This is a genomic window from Streptomyces sp. NPDC051963 (genome assembly GCF_044593495.1).
Classification (GTDB): Bacteria; Actinomycetota; Actinomycetes; order Streptomycetales; family Streptomycetaceae; genus Streptomyces.
Map to the genome: position 1 here is coordinate 329,058 of NZ_JBIUCC010000006.1, position 21,883 is coordinate 350,940.

Below are 21,883 nucleotides of genomic sequence, written 5' to 3' on the forward strand. Positions count from 1 at the left end.
GGTTCAGCGACTGCCGGATCGCGGCGTAGTGCACGGCGCGAGTGGCCTCGAAGTCGCCGGGCAGGTCGTCCTCCGGGTTACGCCAGCGCGCGGCGCCCTCGACGTAGCTCTCGCGGCGCCGTGCAGCGTCCCGCAGCGCGACCAGAACGCACAGCTCGTACGGGATGCGCTCGACCCTGCCCTTGTCGTCGACGACCGCTTCGCGCCAGTCCTTGCGCACCACGCCGTCCGGCCGACCAGCATGTACTGCGCGAACTCGGTGGCCGGGACCTTCACCAACTCGGCGACGTACTCCACCGCGGCCGGCGGGACCGCTTCCAGCACATCGGGGAAACGGCCTTCCAGCTCGAAGAACTTCAGCAAGTGGCTGAAGCCGAGCCGGGTCGTCCCGCTCTTGTCCGCCACCAGGTCCCAGTCGCCGTCGACCAGCGTCCAGTTCGCCAACAGCTCCTCTGGCGACCACTCTTGCCGCACGCACGCCCCTTTGGCCTCGATCACTCGATCAGACCAACGATGATGCCCAGGACAGGGAAAGGGGACTCGTCCAGCTACCCGAGACCTACTTTGCGGCTGGTGTCTGAGCTAGGACACCGGGGCCAAGTCCGCAGACGGAAGAAGGACCACCCGTCGCTGCGCGACCTGGAAGCCTCCTCCCACCAGGAAGGGACGATCACCCCGTCGATCACCCAGTCGGTTGTCGTGCAGGCAGTGGTCGAATTCTACAACGAGGCCCAACTCGACGTCCTGCAACGCCTGAACGCATTGCTTTCGGAGGACGACGCTGCCGGGATGTGACGGGCTTCGGGTGCCTGATACCGCATGAGGCACCTACGAGTACCAGAGGTCACCAGGACCCACCGCCACCACCGCCGTCACCGCCACCGACACTCTGGCCACCACCTCCGCCACCTCCGCCACCCCCGCCGCTGGAGGGAGGGGCACCGCTGGACATCGTGGCGGCGGTGATCAGGCCGAGGGCGAAGCCTGGGGCGAACCCGGCCACGAGAGTCGAACGGTGCACGGGAACGGCCGTCGAGTCGGCGATCGCTCCTTCCCACGCGTCGGCCACGTCCAGGGCCACCGCCCACGCGGTGTACAGCTTCAGTCGTATCTCGTCGAGGTGCTCGTCGGGGTGCTCGTCGTGCTGGAGGGAGGAGGGGTCCATGAGGTAGTGCCGGAACGCCTCCGTCCGGAGCCAGAGGGCGGCGCCTCGCGGGGTGCGGATGTGCAGGTCCCCGGAGCGCAGTCGCAGCGCGAAGCCGGCACCGACGGCGATCAGGCCAACCACGAGGACCGGCCAGCCGGCCGCGTTCCGGTGACCGCTGAGCCAGGCCCCGACGGCCGTCGCGACGAAGCCGAGCAGGGTGGCGACGGTGCCGATCGTGCGTCCGATGCGGGCGCGATGCACAGCGGCCGCGTCCCACAGATCGCTGTCGGCCTGCCACTTTGTCAGCCCGCGGTTGAGGCTCTCCCATGCCGACCGGAATTGCGGGTCGCGCAGGCCCAGGGTGACCGAGTTGCGTCCGGAGAAAATGCTGCCGAAGACGACCCTGGCGAGCGGGTCCGCGGGTGCGTCGGCCGGATCGCGGCGCGTGAGGGTGGGATGCCGTTCGGTCCCCTCGATGCCGACGTGTCCGTCGATCGCCGCGCCGAGGAGCCAGGCCACCTGGTGACGGTTCTCGACCCGTTCGTCGAGCAGAATCCCGCCCTGTGCCGGGGTCAATTCCGCTGGGGGCACGGGCGACGGCGTGAGCGAGGCGGCGAGCCGGCCGAGGGCGACGCGCCGCGTCCGGCCGGGCGTGCCGTCGATTCCTACCTCGACGATCCGGTCACGGCCGAGGAAACGCAGCAGCAGGAGCGTCACGGCGGCGCAGAACAGCGTGAAGCCGAACGCGAGCAGACCCACCCGCAGCGGGCTTTCCACGGTCGTGCCGACGGCCTTTCCGGAGGGCGGTGCCGGCAGGGCCAACGTCGCTCCCGTCAGCTTCTGCCCGCGGGAGGCGTAGAGGGTGACGCCCTCTTTCCCCTTCAGCTTGTCGAGGGTGACGTCCAGCCGCCCAGCACCGCTGCCGCGAGCGGTGCAGGCGTCCTCGGAACCGTTGGTGCCCTGCACACAGCGTGCGCCGGTGAGCTCGTACGGGGCCACGACGTGGATCTCCACGTCCGAGCGGTCGACCCGCCAACCGGTGCCGACAGCATCCCAGGCGATCTTGCCCTTCTTCACAACGTCCGTGAGCGTGTACTGAATGCGGTACCGGTGCACGCCGGTGACCGAGCCGGCGGGGTCGCCCACCTTGATCCGAGTGGCTATTTCCCGCTGGCCGTTCGGCCTCTCGTAGTAGTCCCCGTGGGTGAGTTCCCACGGCACCCGGGCGCCGTCCAGGCTGGCGCTGACCTTGGCGTAGTCGTCGTCGTACCTCAGGTCCGGCAGGTCGCGGTAGATACCGTGCCGCGTGCTGTCGCCCTCTCCGAAGTCGTAGTCGATGACCTCGGTGACGCGGATGCTGCCGTCGGCGGCGACCTCGGCGCCCACCCACATCGTGTTGACGCGCTCCACGTTCCCGCCCATCCGGAACAGCACGACGAGACCGCTGAGCACCAGGACGATGAAGAAGATCTTGATCGAGACGCCACCCCTGCGTCTCCGCTTCAGGGCCCTCGCCGCTCTCGGTCTCTTGCCCTTCGCGGATTTCAAGGACATACCCCCGGTTGTCACGGAGGCCTCCCCTGCCCCCATGAAGATCGCAAGACTATCCCTGCGGCGGGCCCACAACAAGGGTCTTCGAATTCAGAGGAGCGCCTCCCGCCGGCCTAGCCGAGTGGTTGCACAGCGTGAGCGCGCCCTGGTCGCCTGCCAGAACCTCGACATCGCACCCGACGCGCGCGGCGCTGCGAGCGGGCTTCGCTGATGGACGTCCTCGTCTCCCGATGACTGCGGCACCTCAACGCACAGGTCCGTTGAGCGGACTGACGGCGTTGCACACCCATTGCTCGAAACGGAGCATGTGGCTTCCCCGCTCGTTCCTGCCTCTCGGGAGGTTCAGTGCGCTCCATGATTCGACGAGAACTCGCGGCTGTCGTGAGTCTGCTCGCCCTGCTGACCATGGCCTTGACCGTGCCTTCGTCCGCGGCTCCCCGCCCCTTGACGGTCTCCACCGACAAGGGCGCGGTCGCGGGAGCCACGGCGGACGGGGTCGATCGGTTCCTCGGCATCCCGTACGCGGCGCCACCGGTCGGTACCCGACGCTGGCAGCCGCCTGCACCCGCGTCGGCCTGGTCGGGCACGCGGTCGGCCACCGCGTACGGCTCTCGCTGCCTCCAGTCACCCACCGGCACCGGCCCGGGCATGAGCGAGAACTGTCTGTCCCTCAACGTCTACACCCCCGAGCAGCGCACCAACCGCCCACTCCCGGTGATGTTCTGGATCCACGGCGGAGGCTTCTCCAGCGGTGCGGGTGACCTCTACGACGGCTCGCAGATCGCGAAGGCCAACAACATCGTGGTCGTCTCGATCAACTACCGGCTGGGCGTGTTCGGTTTCCTCGACGTGCCCGGGCTGAGCAGGCAGGGTGCGGGCAACTACGGACTGCTGGATCAGGAGGCTGCGCTGCGCTGGACGCAGCGCAACATCGGTGCCTTCGGCGGGGACGCGGGCCGCGTGACCATCGCGGGTGAGTCGGCCGGCGGTCACTCGGTCTGCGCTCTGCTGTCCTCGCCGCCGGCGCGCGGCCTGTTCGCCGGTGCGATCATCCAGAGCGGCGGGTGCCCGAGCCTCACGGTCGCCCAGGCGACCGCCAAGGGCGAGGACTTCGCCACGGCCGCCGGCTGTTCCGCTCCGGCGAAGAGCGTGTCCTGTCTGCGGGCCAAGCCGGCGAACGAACTGCTGGCCGCCGGCAGCGGTTTCACCGGCGGCATCCTGAGCGGTCCCCTTCCCGTGTCCGGGGTCCCTGAGTTGCCCCTCGCGCCGAGCACCGCCGTACGAACCGGCCGGATCCACAACGTCCCCCTCCTCATCGGCAGCACCCGCGACGAAGTGCGCCAATGGGCACTGCCGTTCGCCAACGCGACGAAGGAGCAGTACGAGCGGGCGGTCGGGCTGGAGTTCGGCGCCCAGGCCGACGCCATACTCGCCCACTACCCCTACAGCGCCTACGACAGCCCGTACGCGGCGACATACGCCATCAGCGCACTGTGGGACGACAGCAGCGTCTTCTACGGGCTGGGCGGTTGCCAGTACCAGAACCTCACCGCTCAGTTCGCGGCCCGTCAACCGAGGACGTACTTCTACGAGTTCGACGACCCGCACCCGCCCACCCTCGCGACGACTCCGGCCGGTTTCGACTCCGGCGCCCCGCACGCCAGCGAGCTCGGCTACCTGTGGCCCATGGAGACCTCGAAGTTGCTGACCCCGGAGCAACAGCAGCTGTCCACGGCGATGGTGCGCTACTGGGGCGCGTTCGTGAAGCACGCGAACCCCACCACCGGAGGACTCGCGGCCTGGCCGTCGTACCGCAGCGGCACGTACATGTCTCTGCTGCCCGGTGATGACAGCCAGGCCCTGAAGTCCACGGTGTACGCGGACCGACACCAGTGTTCGTTCTGGAACAGCATCAGCTACGACGGGCTCACCACCAACCCTGACCAACTCGCCGCCCAGGCAGGTGTTCCCACGTCCTGAGGCCCGGCGGCCCCCGCCTTGCTCGGCCAGGACCAGGAGCGCGGTGAAGACCAGGGCGAACCACGCCTGGGCCTTCGCCGCGCGCCGCTCGGCCTTGTTCTTCCTCTTGCTCTTGCCCTTCTTGTGAGGCGCGTCGGCGACAGGGGCCTATCCAAGTGGGCTCTAGGTGGACGTCACCGACGCGTACGCAGTGCCTCAGGAGAGAACGTGGGTCCATGAACACATTCATGGACCACGCGGAGATCATGATGCGGGTACGGCGTTCGGACGGACGGTGGTCGGCCAGGCCGGTCTGGGTGGTGGTGCTCGGCGGGGAGGCTTACGTCCGCTCGGCGTTCGGGCGGCGCAGCGCCTGGTACCGCCGGGTCCTGCGGCACGCGGACACGGAGGTGGAGGTGGCCGGGGCCCGGCTGTCCGTCACCCTCCAGCCGGTGGACGACCCCGCACTCGTCCGGCGCGTCTCCGCGGCGTACCGGGCCAAGTACGGGTTGGACTGGCCCGGCCCCGTGGAGTCGATGAACGGGCCCGGGGCCGCGGCCACCACCATGCGGCTAACGGATGTCGGGGAGGTCACGCAGTTGTCTGCGTGAAGTGAGCCCGAGTTTGCGGAAGATGTTGCGCAGGTGCGCGTCGACCGTCCGCGGACTGAGGAACAGCTTCGCCGCCACTTCCTTGGAGGTCGCGCCCTCGGCGACCAGGCGCGCGATGTGCACCTCCTGCATCGTCAGCTGATCCGAGGCCTGCGCCGAGCGGCTGCGGGCATGCTCGCCCGTGGCCCGCAACTCGCCGGCGGCGCGCTCGGCGAAGGCCTCCATGCCGAGGTCGGACAGCGACTCGTGCGCCGGCCGCAACTCCGCGCGGGCATCGCGCCGTCGGCCCTGGCGGCGCAGCCACTCTCCGTACAGCAGACGCGCTCGCGCCCGGTAGACCACCAGGGCGCTGTCGTCGAGGACGTCGATCGCCTCCTGATACGCGGCCTCGTCCTCGGTCACCAGGGCCCGCGCGCAGGCCTCGACACCCAACCCCCAAGCCTGTCTGCCCGCTTGGGCGCGCTCCCGGAGGGACGCGAGGGCCTCGGCGGCGAGTTCGGACTCGCCGCACCGTACGGCCGCTTCGACCAACTCGGGCAGGGCAAGGCTCGCGGTGCCGACGGCTCCGTACTCGACCGCCTGCTTCGCCGCCTCCAGCGCCGCCGGGTAGTCGGCCAGGCCGTTGTTGAGGACGGCCGTCGCCCACTGCACACTGAGGCTCATCCGAGGATCCACCGACGCGAACAGTTCGGCGGCCTCCTTGCGCCGGCCGCGCAGCGCGGCCAGGTGGAGGCGCGGGTACACCAGCGGCGCCGCGCGGGTCGCCTCGGCGATCGCTTCCTCCTCGGAGATCAGCTCCATCGCGGCACCGAAATCGCCCGCGTGGACGGTCGCGGCGGCCTGCATGGCCAGCCCGATGGGCAGCGCATGGAAGGAACCCGCCTCGCGGCCTGCCGCGACGGCGCGGGTGGCGATGCCGTACAGGGCGTCGAAGTCCCACAGCTCGACGGCCACCATGAAGCCCAGTGACGGGCGCCTGGCCCACACCTCGTGGTCGAGGTCGCCGAGGATCGGCCGGAGGATCTCCCCCGCTGCCGCATGCCCGTCGCCGACCAGGCTGATCAGGCCGGTCAGGACCGCGTCGGCGCTGGATGCCGGCCCGTCCGGCGACGGGGCTTTCCCGGCGGCTTCCACCACGTGGTCGAGGCCGCCGATGAGCAGGCCCATCTCGATGGCGTCCAGGTAGCACTCCCGTGACCGGGGCGGATCGGTGGCCGCCAGCCGGGCGGCGGCACGCAGGAGGTGTGCCGTGGGACCTTCGTCGCCTCGGCGGCGGACGAACGACAGCCTGCCGCGGAGCAGGTCGGCCCTGGCGGCCTGGCTCGGATCGTCGGTCGGGACGGTGGTGAGCAGGTCGGCCGCTGCGTCGAAGTCCCCCACCGAGAGCTTGGCCTGGACCGCGGTGAGCGCTCGCTCGACACGGAGGTCCGGGTTGGTCGTGAGTGCGGCCGAGCGTTCGAGGAAGGCCGCCGCGGCCGCGACACCGCCGCGGTCCTGCGCACGGGTGGCGGAGGCTTCGAGTTCGGCGGCCACCTGCTCGTCCGGTCCGGCGCTGGCCTGGGCACGGTGCCAGGCTCGCCGGTCGGGGTCGGCCACCGGGTCGGTGGCGGCGGCCAGTGCCGCATGCGCCCTCCGTCGCTCCTCCGGCGCCGCGGCGCGATAGGCGGCCGAGCGCGCGAGCGGATGGCTGAAGCGGATCCGGGTGCCGAACTCGACCAGCGGCACGGAGTCCGCGGCGGCAGCCGTGTCGATGCCCAGCACTTCGGCCGCACGCCACAACAGACCGGGGTCACCGATCGGGTCGGCGGCGGCGACGGTCACCAGCAGCCGGGCCGGTGCCGGCAGGTTGCCCAGCCGGCAGCCGAAGCTCTGCTCGATCGCGGCGGGCACCGAGGCGGGCTGGTCGAATCCGCCCGCCATCCCGGCGAGTCCGGCGGTCCTGGGGAGCTCCAGCAGAGCGAGGGGGTTGCCGCGCGCCTCGGCCAGGATGCGGTCGCGCACCCGCTCGTCCAGGGGGGCACGGACCGCCGCGGCCAGCAGCGCCCGGGCATCCCTTTCACCAAGACCCTGGAGGGTCAGGCCGGGCAACTCGTCCAGCTCGGGGAGACGGCTCGAATCGCGTACCGCGAACACCACCGCGATCGGTTCGGCCGAGACCCGGCGGGCCAGGAAGGCCAGCGCCTTGGCGGACGCGAGGTCCAGCCACTGCGCGTCGTCGACGACGCACAGGAGCGGGCGTTCCCGCGCGGTCTCCGCCAGCAGGCCCAGCGAGGCCACGCCCACCAGGAACGGATCGGGCATGCCGGTGTCGAGGCCGAAAGCGATCTCCAGTGCCTTGCGGTGCGGCGCAGCCAACGCCGTCAGCCGGCCCGTGACGGGCGCGAGCAACTGATGCAGTGCGGCGAACGGGAGCTCCATCTCGAACTCCGCGCCGGACGCCCGCATGACGAGGAACCCGGTCGCGGCCTCGTCCAGATGACTCAGCAGTGCGCTCTTGCCGATGCCCGGCTCACCGCGCAGGACCAGGGCGCCGCCACGGCCCTCCCGAGCGGCCTCCAGCAGGGCGTCGAGCTGCCGTGCTTCCGTCTGCCGACCGATCAGCGCATCCGCGTTCGTCTCGACCATGCCTGTGAGCTTAGGCAGTCACGCCCGCGCGGAATCCGGGAACGCCCCCGGTCGCCTACGGAGGTCGTATAGGCGATGACCACCGACGCGAACGACGGGCGCCCGCTGCGATCTTCAAGCCATGAGCCGAACCGCACCGCAACGGACCACCACCGGCTGGATACCGCTGGCGGTTCTGGCCACGGCCCAGTTCCTCGTCGTACTGAGCACCTCGATCGTGAACGTCGCCCTCCCCCAGATCCGCACCGGACTCGATCTCTCGGACACCGGCCAGGCGTGGACGGTCAACGCCTATGTGCTGGTCTTCGGCGCCCTGTTGCTGCCGGGCGGGCGCGCCGGCGACGTGTACGGTCTGCGCCGCGTCTTTCTGCTCGGCACCGGCCTGTTCGCCCTTGCCTCCGTGGGCGCGGCCCTGGCTCCCACGGCGATCGTGCTGATCATCTGCAGGGCGCTCCAGGGCATCGGCGCCGCGCTGCTGGCTCCGACGGCGCTGGCCCTGGTGCTGACCCTCTATCCCGGCGGGAAGCGACGTGGCACCGCGCTCGGAGTGTGGGGGGCGGTCTCCGGTGCCGGCGGGGCGGCGGGCGTACTGCTGAGCGGCGTGCTCACCAGCCTGTTCGGCTGGCAGGCGGTGTTCGTCGTGATGGTGCCCCTCGCTGTGGCTGTCCTGGTGGCCACCTGGCTGCTGGTCGGGGCCGACCGGCCGCGCGGCGGAAGCCTGGACGCGCCGGGCGCGGTGACGGTCACGGCGGGACTGGTCGCGCTCACCTACGGCCTGTCCGGCTTCTGGCCGGTCGCGGTGATCGGCGTGGCGCTGCTCGCCCTGTTCGTGGTGCTCCAGCGCCGCGCCGCCGACCCGCTGCTGCCGGGGCGCATGCGCGTGGTGGCGATGCCCAACGTGCTGATGGCTCTGCTGGGCGCGGTCTGGCTCGGCCTGTTCTACTTCCTGCCCCTCTACCAGCAACGCACCCTCGGCTACACGCCGTTGGAGGCCGGGCTGACCCAGCTTCCGCTCGCGCTCATGATCACCGTGGCCTCGTGGGTCACCGGCAAAGTCCCCGGCCGTGCCGTGCTCCCCGCGGGACTGCTGATCCTCGCGACCGGGCTGGCCTGGCTGTCCCGAACTCCGGCCGACGGCAGCTTCCTGCCCGACCTGCTCGGCCCGACGCTCCTCATCGGCATCGGACTGGGGGTGGCCTTCGTACGGCTCACCGCGATGTCCTCCGCGGGCGTCCCGGCGGCCGACAACGGGCTGGCCGGCGGGCTGGTCAACGCCACCCGGCAGATCGGCGGAGCCATCGGCCTGTCCTTCCTGGTCCTGCTCCCCTCCTACGGCGCGGCCTTCCTGGCCTGCGCCACCGTCACCCTGCTCATTTCCGTTCTCTCCCTTTGAAAGGCAAGAGTCATGACCCTGGCCAAGCCCTACCTCAGCGGTCACTTCACCCCCGTCACCGACGAGATCACCGCCCGCGAACTGACCGTACGCGGGACCCTGCCACCCGAGCTGAACGGCCGTTACTTCCGCAACGGCCACAACCCCAAGCCGGGCGTCACCCCCAGCCACTGGTTCCGCGGCGAGGGCATGATCCACGGTGTCCGCCTCACGGGCGGCCGGGCCGAGTGGTACCGCAACCGCTGGGTGAAGACCCCGTACCTGGACGGTGTGCCGTTCACGGGGACCGAGCTCGAAGTCAGCGCCGCCGCCACCAACATCATCTTCCACGGGGGCCGTTACCTGGCACTCCAGGAGGCCAACCTGCCCTGGGAGGTCAGCGCCGACCTCGACACGATCGGCGTCCACGACTTCGGCGGCAAGCTCACCAGCGCGATGACCGCCCACCCCAAGGAGGACCCGGTCACCGGGGAGCTGCACTTCTTCGGCTACAGCCCCTTCCCGCCCTACCTCACCTACTACGTGGCCGACGCGGCGGGCGAGATCATCCGGTCGGAGGTCGTGGACGGCTCCGGCCCGTCGCTCATGCACGACTTCGCCATCACGCGTGACCACGCCGTCTTCATCAACTCGCCCGTGGTCTTCGACCACTCCGAGCACTCCGGCATCCCCTACCGCTGGCACGACGACGTCCCGCTCCGCATCGGGGTGATGCCGCGCGCCGGCGGCAGCACCACCTGGTACGAGGTGGCCGACCAGGCGGCGCTGCTGCACGTCACGAACGCCTACACCGACGCACAGGGCCGGATCGTCCTCGAAGCCCCGCGCTTCGACAGGTCCGCCTGGGACACCTCGTGGAAGTGGTGGATCGGCGCCCCCGGCTACGGCTCCACCTTCGACGCGGGCTCGACCTTCCACCGCTGGATCATGGACCCGGCCACCGGCAAGGCCACCACCGAGGCCCTTGACGACCTGGTCACCGAGTTCCCGTCGATCAACGACGCCCACACCGGCTCGGCCAACCGCTACAGCTACGCCATCGCCTTCCCCGGCGCGGGCCTGTCCGGCTACCACACCATCAAGTTCGACACGCAGACCGGTGAGCAGACGCTGCACGCGCACGGCGAGGACCGGATGCCCGGAGAGGCCGTCTTCGCCCCCGCCGAGGGCGGGACCTCCGAGGACGACGGCTACCTGCTCACCATCGTCAGCGACCTCAAGGCCGACGCCTCGGAGCTGCTCGTGCTGGACGCGAGCGACCTGCGCACCGTGGCCGCGGTCGAACTCCCCCGCAGGGTGCCCGCAGGCATCCACGGCCACTGGATCCCCGACCCGAGCCTGTCCGCCTGACCTTCCCCTCCCCCTCCCCCCCACCGCCCGGGCCGCCGCTGACTCGCCGCGGCGGCCCGGGCCCGAGATCCGAGGAACTCCCATGGCCTACCCCACGACCATCGACGAGAACGCCCCCGCTGTCGTCGACCGCACCATCCGGATCGCCGCTCCCGTCGAGCGGGTCTGGCAGCTGCACACCGAGATCGGCTCCTGGCCCGGCTGGCAGCCCGCCATCACCGAGGCCCGGCTCGAAGGCCCCGTCGCCCCCGGCACCACCTTTCACTGGTCCACAGCGGGCCTGTCCATCGACTCCACCGTCTACTCCGTCGACGCCCCGCACCGCATCCTGTGGGGCGGTCCCGCGCACGGCATCACCGGCGTGCACGAGTGGACCTTCACCGAGGACGGCGACGGCGTCGTGGTCCGCACCCGGGAGTCGTGGGCGGGCGCCCCGGTCGAGGCCGACCGGGAGAACCTCACCGCCGCGCTGGACGAGTCGATCGTGGCCTGGCTCGACGCCCTGAAGAAGGCCGCGGAGTAGTGGCCGAGCCCCTCTTCCTCACCGATCTGGTGCTGGCCTTCGTGCTGGCGGTCACCGGCGGCCTGCTCGGCCGCCGGGCCGGCCGCGGCCAGGCACAGGCCGTGTCACAGCGGCGCGAGGTGCGGCGAAGACCACTGATCCTTTACGTCACCACAGGCGTCGTCGCGGCCCGGCTGGCGGTCGCGGTACTGCTGCTGGCGACCAGCGGGTGGCAACTGGTCGGCCATCGCTTCCTGCTCGGTCTGCCCGTCGTGGTGCTGCCGTTGGCGTGTGCGCTGGTGCGTCCGACCGCCATCGCCGCGCACACCACCGCGATGGGCGCCTGGCTGTCGTTCTACTTCCTCTACGTCCCACCCGGTCCGCAGGATCTGCCGATCGCAGTCGGGGCGTCGTCGCTCGTCCTGGCCACGACGATCGGAATCTCCCTCCTGCTCGGCGACCGGCGCGCCCGCGGCGGCAGGCTCGCCCGGCTCCCCTGGCTCTCCGGGGTCGCCTCGGTGGTCACCGCGGCGGCACTGGGCAGCCTGTTCCTGGTCAGCGAGTCCGAGTCCATGGACTGGGGCGGCGGCCCGGAGCGCGCCGGGCACTCCGTGCACTCAATGGGCCATCAACACGGCGCCGAGACCGCCGCGATGCGCTCCGTGGACGAGCTGACCGGACCGCGCGAGGGCACCCCCGACGCCCGCTTCACCCTGACCGCCGCGCACAGCACCGTACGGCTGTCCTCGGGCAGAAAGATCGACGCGCTCACCTTCAACGGCACCAGCCCAGGCCCCGAACTGCAGGTCAGGCAGGGGCAGTTGGTGGAGGTCACCCTGATCAACAAGGACGTGGCCGAGGGCGTCACCCTGCACTGGCACGGCGTCGACGTGCCCAACGCGGAGGACGGGGTGCCGGGCATGACGCAGAACTCGGTCGGCCCGGGAAAGCGGCACGTCTACCGCTTCGTACCCGACCGCACCGGCACGTACTGGTACCACACGCACCGGGACTCCGACCGTACCGTGGAGCGCGGCCTGTTCGCCGCGCTGATCGTCGAGGACGGCCAACAGGGCGTGCAGCAGACCGTGTTCACGCATCTGTGGCCGGGCGGAACGGACCAGATCGGTGCCTTCGGCACGGCCGACACCGTCGAGCGGCGCGCGATCCGTGCCGGCCGGCCGGTGGTGCTGCGGCTGATCAACAGCTCCAAGGAGCCGCACCGCGTCCTGCTCGGCGGCACCCCGTTCCGGGTCACCGCCCACGACGGCAACCCGATCGGGGAACCGGGCCGACTGAAGCCCGGCACGGACCTGTTCCTCGCCGCGGGCGGCCGCTACGACGTGGCCTTCACCATGCCCGACGACACGGTGACGCTACGGCTGGACACCTCCGAGATCCCCAACAAGGCGGGCCTCGCCTTCAGCCCCGACGGCCGCGCCGCCCCCGCCGAACTGCACCCGGGCAAGCTCTTCGACCGCCTGTCATACGGCGAGCAGACCGGTCCGAAGCCCGAAGGCGGCCCGTACCAGCGCACGTTCGACCTCGTGCTGGACATCGGCTTCGGCTTCACCGGCGGCTCGTTCACCTTCACCGACACCATCAACGGCCGCCTCTCCCCCGCCGTGCCGACCTTGATGGTCCACGAGGGCGACCGCGTACGGATACGTATCACCGCGCGCGGAATCATCGACCACCCGATGCATCTGCACGGCCACCGGGTACGGGTGATCTCGCGCAACGGCGAGGCGGTCACCGGCAGCCCCTGGTGGACCGACACGCTCAACGTCGCCCCGGGCGAGAGCTACGAACTCGACTTCACCGCCGACAACCCCGGTGTGTGGATGGACCACTGCCACAACTTCGAGCACGCCGAGAGAGGCATGATCATGCACCTGGCCTACGACGACGTCACGACGCCATACCACGGTCCGGCGCACTGAGGGTGCTGTCGCCGGTCGGGCAGGTGTCGGCGTGTGGAGGTCAACCGCCGATCCGCTGGCCGAGGAAGCTCGTGATCGTGCCCATGACCTTCTGGGTCGACCAGGGGATGCCCGCCTTGACGTCGCCGAGGTAGGACATGTCGCCGTGGTTGGCGCCCTTGACCACGTACCTGGTTGCGTCGACGCCCTTGGCCTTGAGGGCGTCGGCGAGGATGAGCGACTGGCTCGGGGAGATGATGTGGTCGTTGTCGCCCTGGAGCAGGATGAACGGCGCGGTCCGGGAGTTGACGTAGGTCGCCGGGTTCGCGGCCGCGCTGGCCGCCGCGTCGGCGGTGACGGTCTGCTTGGAACCCGGCCCGAAGACGTAGGCGTTGATGAAGCTGCCCGGGGCGTTGTATGTCTTCTGCGTCGCCGCGTCGAAGTCGTCGGCGATCTTCGACAGGTCACCCGCCCCGAACTCGTCGACGACGGCCTGCACTTCGCTGCTCTGGTCGAGGTTGTCACCGATGTCGAACTGCTTGTCGCCGTTGGTGGTGCCCGCCATGGCCGCGAGGTACCCGCCCGCGGACTGACCCCAGACGGCGACCTTGGTGCCGTCGATGCCGTACTCGTCCGCGTGCGCGCGCAGATAGCGGATGGCCGACTTCACGTCCGCCACCCCGTCCTTGTACGTCGCACCGTTGGTGGTCGTGCGGTACTCGATGCTCGCCACCGCATAGCCCTGATCGGCGACAAAGGTGCGCTGCCCGATGTTGGCCGTCTTGTCGTCCGCGACGAAGCCGCCACCGGTGATGTACACGACCAGGGGCTTTGCTTCGGAACCCTTGGGTACTTGGAGGTCCAGCTTGAGGTCGACCTTCTTACCGGCCGTGGTCGGCGAGGAGTAGACGATGTCCTTGTGGGTCGACAGGTCGGCTTGCCCGCACTGCATCTGCGGTCCCGTCGGATCGATGACCGTGCTTGTGCTGGTGTCCGTGGGCTTCACGGTCTTGGCGATCGACATCGCCTGTCCCTTGGGCGTTGCGCCTCCCTCGCCGGCCCCGCCTTCAGGCGCCTTGGTCGGCGTGGATTCCTGGGGGCAGGCGCCGAGCTTCGACGAGGTGCTGCTGGAAGCGCTGCTGTTTGAGGCGATGCTGCTCGAACCCGAGGAGCAGGCCGTGAGGACCAGCCCCAGGGCAACGGCTCCGGCGACGGCGAGTCGACTGCGAGTGGCCATGACTTTCTCTTTCCAGGTGCTCGAAGAAACGGAGGGACGTTTCCGGTTAGCTCCGAGTCTAACACTAAGCGGAGAGATCTCCTCCACTTCACGCTGATGATGATCACGCAACGGCGACACGCCATAACCATGAGCGAGGCCGGCCGTCCACTCTCCGCCGCTGCGGAGCGAAGGCGAAGTGGTCGGCACCGGGAAACGCCGTCGGCCGGGTCGGCGGGATAGCCCGGCGCGGGACCGCAACGGCGTTGCTCCTGCCCACGATTGACCCCTAGGATCGATCGCGTGACTGCCGGGTCGGCCATGGGCCATTCACGAGTGAGGTTCCCGGCCTCGGCGTGAGCACGAGGCGGGCAAGAGGCCCGCCCCCTTCTCCGCGTCTTTGCACCGGCGCCCGCGTGTGGCGCCCCATCCCAGCGGATCCAAAGACCCGGAGACACACCACTGATGTCATACGACCAGCAGCACCCGCACGAATACGAGCCGTCGGCGACCACCGTCCAGCTGAACCACACCGCCATCTACGCCAGCGACCGGCACCTGTCGGCCGAGTTCATCGCCGCGATCCTGGGGCTGAAGGTCGGTGCCCCCTTCGGGCCGTTCCTGCCCGTCGACCTCGGCAACGGCGTGACGCTCGACTACTACGAGAAGCGGGACGAGCCGATCCAGTCGCAGCACTACGCATTCCTCGTGCCCGATGCGCAGTTCGACGCCATGATCGCCCGTCTGGAGGCGGTGGGGGTCACCCACTACGCCGACCCCAGCCACACGGAACCCGGCCAGATCAACCGTCTTTTCGGCGGTCGCGGCGCGTACTTCAAGGACCCGGACGGCCACAACATGGAGATCATCACCCGGCCCTACATCCGCCCGTAGCAGACCGTCCGGCGGGGTCCGCCGAGCCCCCCTCACCGACTGACGCTCCAACTCGATGGCCTGGGCCAAACACCCGGGCCATCGGGGCGAGCCGGTTGGCGAGGCTATGTCGGAGCGTTCGTTGAGAGGCGTACCCATGCGGGGGTAGGGCGTGGCAAGGGACTCCTGCGATGCCCGTCCGGGGGAGCAGGGAAGGAGACGATCCGGAGCCTGACGAGCGGCGGTAGACAGAACCAGGTTCTCCGCACCCCGGCTCGGATCATAGGAATCCATCGTCAGGCGACGGGGACCGACCGGGCGCAGACCTTCCGCCGCGGTCGGACGACGGGGAACCGTCCCTCCGCGGCAAGCGATTCTGAATCTCGGGTGTGGCCGTGCCGGTGCTCGTTGCTGCGCTCACCGCACGCGTCGCCGGACCCTGAGTGGGACCGCTTGCAAGGTCCGTATGACTGCATGAAGCATGACTCCGGCGAGGTTCACTTGAACCCCCAGTCCGACGGCGCGATTCGCGGGTTCTCGGGCCGGCGCAGCCCGGCATTGCTCACCCTCGTTCTCCAGTCCCCCAGCAAAGAGCCGATTGTCGGCACCCGGGCGTGGGTCGCCGTCCGGTCCCGGAAACTCCCTCCGCCCGAGCCAGGGGACTGCATGTCCGGGATGCCGAGACCGCGCTCCCGGACGACCTGGTCCGCACCCGCGAGAAGCCCGACAGCCACGTCCCTCATCGGCGGTTTGACCTTGCCGCGACGTCAGGGTCTGTACTGGACCCATGACCGCACACCGGTCAGGACCGCAACGAAGGGAAAGATCATGACCGCGTCGGGACACACCCAGGCCGATCAGTCCGCTGCTGACATCCTCCGTACCGCGTTCGCCGCGCTCAACCGGGGTGACTTCGACGCCTGCACGGCCTTGATGACGGACGACTTCATCATCAACATCTCCGGCGTGCCGTACCAGATGCACGGAGTGGACATGTGGTTGCAGAACTCGACGGCTGCACGGGACGCGTTCCCCGACCTCCAGGCCCACATTGAGGACATCTTCGGGGAGGGCGACCGAGTCGCCGTCCGTCTCACTCTGCGCGGCACCCACAAGGGCCAGTTCCTGGGCATCCCGGCCACCGGCAGGTCCGTGGAGTACTCCAGCCTGGAGCTGTACCGCTCCGTCGACGGCAAGCTCGCGGAGGAGTGGATCGCCTCCGACCTGGAGACCCTGATGAAGCAGCTCAAGGGCGAGGAGACGCCCGCCGGTTGAGGACGAGTCGGACCGGAGTGGTGAGGGTCCCGACCGGCGCGCGAGCCATCCGCAGCATCCGCGACCCGGCCACCGCCACGCGCCAGCCCGTCCCGCCCCGGAAGGCACCACCTCACGCTGCCCCGGACCGGCACGGGGTCACACCGACCACCGCAAAGGTCCGGCAGACGGCATTCCCCCGGCCGGCAGAGCCGATCTCTGCGTCCAAGGCATCAGGCGCCCAGGCAACGGATCTCACCAGCACCGCGACGCCCGAAGAACGAACGCCCCTGGCCGCGCCACGGCGTCCCGTCAGCGGGTGGCGAGGAACTCCAGCGTGTCGATCACGCGGTTCGAGAAGCCCCACTCGTTGTCGTACCAGGCGACCACCTTGACGTGGCGGCCCTCGACGCGAGTGAGGGCCGAGTCGAAGATCGACGAGGCGGGGTTGCCCACGATGTCGGACGACACCAGCGGGTCCTCCGAGTACTCGAGGACACCGGCGAGCGGCCCCTCTGCCGCCGCGCGGTACGCCGCCAGCACGTCCTCGCGGGTCACGTCGCGGGCGACGGTCGTGTTGAGTTCGACGATCGAGCCCACCGGCACCGGTACGCGGATCGAGTCGCCGGACAGCTTGCCGTCAAGGTTCGGCAGCACGAGGCCGATCGCCTTGGCGGCGCCGGTCGTGGTCGGCACGATGTTGACGCCGGCGGCCCGAGCGCGACGCGGGTCGCGATGCGGACCGTCCTGGAGGTTCTGCTCCTGTGTGTAGGCGTGCACGGTCGTCATGAACCCGTGCTCGATACCGGCCAATTCGTCGAGAACCGACGCGAGCGGCGCGAGTGCGTTGGTGGTGCAGGAGGCGTTCGAGACGATCGTGTGCAGATCGGGGTCGTAGGCGTCGGTGTTGACCCCGAACGCGAGCGTGACGTCGGCACCGTCAGACGGTGCGCTGACGAGCACCTTGCGGGCGCCCGCCTCGATGTGGGCGCGGGCGGCCTTGGCCGAGGTGAAGCGGCCGGTCGCTTCCAGGACGATGTCGACGCCCAGTTCGGCCCACGGCAGCTGCGCCGGTTCGCGCTCGGCCAGCACCTTGATCCGGCGGCCGTCGACGACGAGGGAGTCCCCGTCGACGGTCACCGGACGCCCGAGCCTGCCGGCCGTCGAGTCGTAGGCAAGCAGCCGGGCGAGCGTGGCGGGCTCGGTCAGGTCGTTGACGGCGACGATCTCAAGGGTGCTGTCGCGCTCCAGCAGTGCGCGCAGCACATTGCGGCCGATGCGGCCGAAGCCGTTGATGGCGATGCGAGTCATGAATGGAGTCCCTTCCCTTCACCACCAGGCTCGCCCACCGCTCACGCCGAAGACAGTGGCGCGATCGCCACGGTTCAAAAGGATCCCGCCACGACGACCTGCCACGACTACTCGTCGCGGCTACTCGCCGCGGGTGAAGGTACGCCGGTACTCACTCGGCGTGGTGCCCAGGATGCGCTGGAAGTGCAGGCGCAGGTTCGCGCCGGTGCCGAGCCCGACGTCGGCGGCGATCTGTTCAACGCTGCGTTGGGACCGCTCCAGCAGTTCGCGGGCCAGGTCGATGCGGGCGCGCATCACCCACTGCATGGGTGTGTAGCCGGTCTCCTCGACGAAGCGCCGGGAGAACGTGCGCGGCGAGACCCCGGCCTGTCGCGCCATGGTGTCGAGGGTGAGGGGCTCGCCGAGCTGGTGCAGGGCCCATTCGCGGGTGGCGCCGAAGCGCTCGCCGCGCGGCTCGGGGACGCTGCGCGGCACGTACTGGGCCTGGCCTCCGCTGCGGTAGGGGGCCGCGACAAGGCGGCGGGCCGCGTGATTCGAGGCGGCCACCCCGAGGTCGCCGCGCAGGATGTGCAGGCACAGGTCGATCCCGGAGGCGGCGCCCGCCGACGTGAGCACGCTGCCCTCGTCGACGAACAGCACGTTCTCGTCGACCTGGACGAGCGGATGCCTGGCCGCGAGCGCCCGCGTGTAGTGCCAGTGCGTCGTGGCGCGCCTGCCGTCGAGCAGGCCCGTGGCGGCGAGCGCGAAGGCGCCCGTGGAGATGGCGGCAAGCCGCGCGCCCCGGGCGTGGGCGGCGATCAGTGCGTCGACGACGGCCCGGGGAGGGTCTTCGCGGTCCGGGTGACGGTAGCCGGGGACGAAGACGATGTCCGCCCACGCAAGCGCGTCCAGGCCGTCGGCGACGGAGTACGCCAGGCCGTCCCCGCCGGTCACGAGACCGGGTGTCGCCCCGCACACCCGTACCTCGTACGGCATGCTCGCCCTGGTCGTGAATACCTGCGCGGGAATGCCGACATCGAGCGGCTTCGCACCCTCGAGGACCAGAACGGCGACGCGATGCAGGCGGGAGGCTGACACGGGAAGAGGCTACGTGGGACGTGACGGGGGCCGGCACACCGTGGTCGAACCGACCACAGGCAGCCCCCGCCCCATCGGCATCGGCGCCCCGGTCATCGCCCACCGGGTGACGTCAGGTTGTCCACCAGCATCGACAGGGCCGACTCGGGCACGGTTCCGCTCGTATCGCCGTGTCCCTGCTCCCACGACTGACGAGAATCCGTGAAACCTGAGCTGCCCTTGGTGTCGTTGACACCCTGGAAGATGCCGAAGTCGAGGGGCCCGTCGTCTGCTGAGACGGGGACGGCGGACGTCAGGAGAGCCACACCGGCGAGCGCGGCGGCAGCAATGATCTTCATGCGTGGCTCAACGATGAGACCGACGTCAGGATGTTCCGTACCGCGCCTTCGGAGTAGCGCAATCAGCTCTTTCCCAGCAGTTCGCGCACATGCTGAACGATCTCCTCGTTCGTGTACGCGTGGCCTCCGATGCCCCATCCACCGGGGACGGCCTCGGTCAGGGCGACCCAGGTGCGCTCGGCCAGCGACGCGTCGCCGGCGGCCTTGGCCACCAGTTCGGAGATTTCCTTCACGAGGCCGAGCTGCTGCTCCCGATTCAGGGCACCGGCGTTCGTGGTCACGGTCACCCGCACGTGGTCGTTGCTTCCGCCGGCGGTGGCGAACGCGTCCCCGTCCAACTCGTGGACGAAGGCGGCCGTGTTGTCCGTGAAGAACGGGACAAGGGCATCGGCGGAGTCCATGACGACACTGCCGTCCGCCAGCGCGGCACGATAGCCCTCGCCGAAAAACCGACAGGCCGGCCGCACCCCGCCGGAGCCGCCGACCTCGGAGTTAACCGGTGGCACGGCCCCGGCGGGACGCCGGCAGCTACCTCATGTCGTGGGCCAGGCGACTAGCGGCTTCAGCCGTACCTCGGTCACGCTCACGTACTCCGGCGCGCCGAACGCCTCAACCATCACGCCGATGTTGACGTCGGTGACCTGTAGAGCCAAGTGGCCGGCCCCGAGGCGCACGTCGACCCTTGCCACGGGCTGGCCCGCGAAGTCCCGCATGCGGTGGATCCGTGCCGCCGGGTACCTCAGGCTCGTCAGCTTGTCCCGCATCTCCTCGTACGTGGCCGTGTCCGTCCCCGAGAACGCCCTGTTGATGCGCAGTTGGAGCTTCTGGGCGACGCACTCCTCTGTCACGGTCAGCGGTACCGGGTCGACCAGGATGGGCTGGGTGGTGTCGGGGGTCGGCGCCGCTGCGGCGGTGTCGGCCACGGAGGCCGACACCACGGCATCGACGCCGCTGAAGGCACGCGGGGAACAAGACTGCCAGAAGATGTCCATCATCTCGAAGAACCGCGCCTCCGCGTCGTCGTCGCCCGTCGTCGCGACGGTGCTGACCACGGAGGTCTGTTCGGCGGTGGCATTCTGCGCACCGAAGCCGGCCAGGACGACGACGCCGCCGAGCGCGGTCGCCAGCAAGGGCTTCGGGAGTAATATCGATCGCATCTCCAAACCATGCAGGCTGCCGACGTCCGCCCGCATGAGCACCCGTACTCAATCCAGCGGCACATCAGCGGCCCAGCCGCGGGCTACAGGCACCGAGGCTGTGGTGTCAAAGCTATGACTAAATTGCGTGTGACTCCGGATGCGAACGCGAAACAGTGCGGTTGAAAAGCGACAGCCCACAAGACACCGCCCGCACCTCAGTGCCCCGAGCCGGAGCAGACGAACACCCCGGCAGCGACCGCCCGCGTCAGGCCCGATGCCTGGCGTCGAAGGCGACGGAGTGGGTGGTCAGCTTCCCCAGCAGTTCGATGAGCGTGCGCTTCTCGTCCCCGGTGAGAGCACCCGCCCACTCCTGCTCCCGCTCGTTGTGAGCCAGGAACGCGGACGCGATCGCCTCCTGCCCCGACTCGGTGAGGGAGAGCTCCAAAGCCCGTCCGTCGTAGGCCGCGCGCTCCTTCCTCACCAGACCGTCGCGCTCCAGCGTGTTGACCAGCGCTGACACGGCAGCCCGGCTCATGCCGGACAGTTCCGCCACCTTCCTCGCCTCGACCGGCGCGGACAACCAGATCGCGAACAGCACACGAAAGCCGGGCCAGGACCAGCCACGCGGCCTGTGCACACTGGATTCGAGGTCATAGACGACCATGTTGGCCGCCCGATGCAGAGTGAACACCAGCCGCATGGCGAGCGGGTCGATGCTCGGCAGTTCCCGGGAGACCCGCCCGACGGCGTAGTCGATGAACGACCAGAAGTGCAGGTTCTCGGGGTCGGACGGTTCCAAGGTCATGTCAGGAGTGTAGGGCGCAGCTCGCGGCGGGTTCATCGGCGGACGCAGGCCGGTTCGCGACGTTTCCGACAAGTAACGGGCAGCTGTCGTTCGGGGCTTCCCAACGGACCCGAGAGCGGGTACCGTCCAATTAGTCAAAGCTTTGATTGATACGTTTGACAGCGTTCCTCCTGGTTCACATCTGGTTCCAACGGTGCGAACCCTCCCCGGTGTGGCGTCACCCCTTGCGCCTCACCGGCTTCCCTGATCGAGCCCCACCCCGGCAAACGCGATGCGAGTGCCAGTTATGGGAGTCCTCATGCCTGAAGCCCTAGCCCCTCCCAGCCCCGGCGCGCTGCGCGCATGCATGTCCCGCTTCGCCACGGGCGTCACCGTCGTCACCTACGACGGCGAGGACGGTCCTCGGGGCGCCACCATGAACTCGTTCACGTCCGTGTCAGCCGACCCTCCACTGGTGCTGATCAGCGTCGCTCGCAGAGCCCGCTGCCATGACCGGCTCATCGGCCAGTCGTTCTGCGTCAACGTCCTGGGCGCCGAGCAGGAACGCCTGGCCCGCCTGTTCGCGGGGGCCCAAGGGCTGCACGAGCCCGACTGGGTGGCCGACGCCCGGGTGCCACGGCTCGCCGCCCCCCTCGCCTGGATCGAGTGCGCCCCCTGGCGCTCGTACGACGGCGGTGATCACACCCTCGTCGTCGGCCAGGTCACCGACCTCGGCCACCGCGACGGCGACGCCCTCACCTACGCCTGGAGCCGCTTCGGCACAGCCGCCGAGTCGTCCGACGGCATCGAACACCTCATCTGACAGCTCAA

20 protein-coding genes are annotated in these 21,883 nt (G+C 69.8%); 10 read left to right on the forward strand and 10 right to left on the reverse strand.

Translation table 11 applies throughout. The features are described from left to right. Positions 1 to 3: 3 nt before the first annotated feature. A complete protein-coding gene (locus tag ACIHFB_RS26045) occupies positions 4 to 474 on the reverse strand; it encodes a DUF4158 domain-containing protein (RefSeq protein ID WP_365281952.1) in 471 nt (156 codons plus the stop codon). A 99-nt stretch (positions 475 to 573) separates the two neighbouring features. Here ACIHFB_RS26045 and ACIHFB_RS26050 point away from each other — a divergent pair, with 99 nt between their 5' ends. After that, positions 574 to 795 carry a hypothetical protein gene (locus ACIHFB_RS26050; protein ID WP_400128067.1) on the forward strand — a complete coding sequence of 74 codons (222 nt, stop codon included), beginning with the start codon at positions 574 to 576 and terminating at the stop codon, positions 793 to 795. 49 nt (positions 796 to 844) lie between these two features. On the opposite strand, the gene ACIHFB_RS26055 is transcribed toward ACIHFB_RS26050, so the two are convergent. Next, positions 845 to 2,701, reverse strand: coding sequence for a DUF2207 domain-containing protein (locus ACIHFB_RS26055; RefSeq protein ID WP_365281954.1), 1,857 nt, complete (start codon positions 2,699 to 2,701; stop codon positions 845 to 847). Between the two features lie 351 nt (positions 2,702 to 3,052). On the opposite strand from ACIHFB_RS26055, the gene ACIHFB_RS26060 reads away from it, so the two are divergent. Both ACIHFB_RS26060 and ACIHFB_RS26065 read left to right on the forward strand, forming a co-directional pair. After that, positions 3,053 to 4,678 (forward strand): carboxylesterase/lipase family protein, encoded by a 1,626-nt coding sequence (locus ACIHFB_RS26060; protein ID WP_400128068.1) that lies wholly within the window; start codon positions 3,053 to 3,055, stop codon positions 4,676 to 4,678. A 215-nt stretch (positions 4,679 to 4,893) separates the two neighbouring features. Further along, on the forward strand, positions 4,894 to 5,268 hold the full coding sequence (locus tag ACIHFB_RS26065; RefSeq protein ID WP_365281956.1) for a DUF2255 family protein: 375 nt from the start codon (positions 4,894 to 4,896) through the stop codon (positions 5,266 to 5,268). On the opposite strand, the gene ACIHFB_RS26070 is transcribed toward ACIHFB_RS26065, so the two are convergent. Beyond that, positions 5,230 to 7,893, reverse strand: a complete 2,664-nt coding sequence (locus ACIHFB_RS26070; RefSeq protein WP_400128069.1) for an AAA family ATPase — start codon at positions 7,891 to 7,893, stop codon at positions 5,230 to 5,232. The two genes, ACIHFB_RS26065 and ACIHFB_RS26070, sit on opposite strands and share 39 nt — an antisense overlap. Before the next feature lie 121 nt (positions 7,894 to 8,014). Between ACIHFB_RS26070 and ACIHFB_RS26075 the strand changes: the two genes are divergently transcribed. From ACIHFB_RS26075 to ACIHFB_RS26090, 4 genes are all read left to right on the forward strand, one after another. After that, entirely contained in the window at positions 8,015 to 9,286 is a 1,272-nt protein-coding gene (locus ACIHFB_RS26075; RefSeq protein WP_400128070.1) for an MFS transporter, read from the forward strand. A gap of 12 nt (positions 9,287 to 9,298) precedes the next feature. Then, the gene (locus ACIHFB_RS26080; protein ID WP_365281959.1) at positions 9,299 to 10,636 is read left to right on the forward strand and encodes a carotenoid oxygenase family protein; all 1,338 of its coding nucleotides are present in this window, start codon (positions 9,299 to 9,301) and stop codon (positions 10,634 to 10,636) included. Between the two features lie 82 nt (positions 10,637 to 10,718). Next, positions 10,719 to 11,159, forward strand: coding sequence for an SRPBCC family protein (locus ACIHFB_RS26085; protein WP_365281960.1), 441 nt, complete (start codon positions 10,719 to 10,721; stop codon positions 11,157 to 11,159). After that, positions 11,159 to 13,081, forward strand: a complete 1,923-nt coding sequence (locus ACIHFB_RS26090; RefSeq protein ID WP_400128071.1) for a multicopper oxidase family protein — start codon at positions 11,159 to 11,161, stop codon at positions 13,079 to 13,081. Before ACIHFB_RS26085 ends, ACIHFB_RS26090 begins: the two co-directional genes overlap by 1 nt. A gap of 40 nt (positions 13,082 to 13,121) precedes the next feature. Here the strand turns inward: ACIHFB_RS26090 and ACIHFB_RS26095 are convergent, their stop codons facing one another. Further along, positions 13,122 to 14,297: a prolyl oligopeptidase family serine peptidase gene (locus tag ACIHFB_RS26095; RefSeq protein WP_400128072.1), complete on the reverse strand. Its 1,176-nt coding sequence runs from the start codon at positions 14,295 to 14,297 to the stop codon at positions 13,122 to 13,124. Positions 14,298 to 14,741: 444 nt separating this feature from the next. On the opposite strand from ACIHFB_RS26095, the gene ACIHFB_RS26100 reads away from it, so the two are divergent. Both ACIHFB_RS26100 and ACIHFB_RS26105 read left to right on the forward strand, forming a co-directional pair. Then, the gene (locus tag ACIHFB_RS26100; protein ID WP_400128073.1) at positions 14,742 to 15,170 is read left to right on the forward strand and encodes a VOC family protein; all 429 of its coding nucleotides are present in this window, start codon (positions 14,742 to 14,744) and stop codon (positions 15,168 to 15,170) included. Positions 15,171 to 15,977: 807 nt separating this feature from the next. After that, on the forward strand, positions 15,978 to 16,424 hold the full coding sequence (locus ACIHFB_RS26105) for an ester cyclase (RefSeq protein ID WP_365281964.1): 447 nt from the start codon (positions 15,978 to 15,980) through the stop codon (positions 16,422 to 16,424). A 291-nt stretch (positions 16,425 to 16,715) separates the two neighbouring features. On the opposite strand, the gene gap is transcribed toward ACIHFB_RS26105, so the two are convergent. From gap to ACIHFB_RS26135, 6 genes are all read right to left on the reverse strand, one after another. After that, positions 16,716 to 17,714, reverse strand: coding sequence for a type I glyceraldehyde-3-phosphate dehydrogenase (gene gap / locus ACIHFB_RS26110; protein ID WP_365281965.1), 999 nt, complete (start codon positions 17,712 to 17,714; stop codon positions 16,716 to 16,718). A gap of 120 nt (positions 17,715 to 17,834) precedes the next feature. After that, positions 17,835 to 18,791: a helix-turn-helix domain-containing protein gene (locus ACIHFB_RS26115; RefSeq protein WP_365281966.1), complete on the reverse strand. Its 957-nt coding sequence runs from the start codon at positions 18,789 to 18,791 to the stop codon at positions 17,835 to 17,837. A 92-nt stretch (positions 18,792 to 18,883) separates the two neighbouring features. Next, entirely contained in the window at positions 18,884 to 19,129 is a 246-nt protein-coding gene (locus ACIHFB_RS26120) for a hypothetical protein (RefSeq protein WP_365281967.1), read from the reverse strand. A 62-nt stretch (positions 19,130 to 19,191) separates the two neighbouring features. Beyond that, positions 19,192 to 19,530, reverse strand: a complete 339-nt coding sequence (locus tag ACIHFB_RS26125) for a 4-oxalocrotonate tautomerase family protein (RefSeq protein WP_400128074.1) — start codon at positions 19,528 to 19,530, stop codon at positions 19,192 to 19,194. Between the two features lie 132 nt (positions 19,531 to 19,662). Next, the gene (locus tag ACIHFB_RS26130; protein WP_400128075.1) at positions 19,663 to 20,286 is read right to left on the reverse strand and encodes a hypothetical protein; all 624 of its coding nucleotides are present in this window, start codon (positions 20,284 to 20,286) and stop codon (positions 19,663 to 19,665) included. 247 nt (positions 20,287 to 20,533) lie between these two features. Then, on the reverse strand, positions 20,534 to 21,073 hold the full coding sequence (locus ACIHFB_RS26135; RefSeq protein WP_400128076.1) for a MarR family winged helix-turn-helix transcriptional regulator: 540 nt from the start codon (positions 21,071 to 21,073) through the stop codon (positions 20,534 to 20,536). 298 nt (positions 21,074 to 21,371) lie between these two features. On the opposite strand from ACIHFB_RS26135, the gene ACIHFB_RS26140 reads away from it, so the two are divergent. After that, complete coding sequence (locus ACIHFB_RS26140) at positions 21,372 to 21,875, forward strand: flavin reductase family protein (RefSeq protein WP_365281995.1); 504 nt, start codon at positions 21,372 to 21,374, stop codon at positions 21,873 to 21,875. Positions 21,876 to 21,883: the final 8 nt, after the last annotated feature.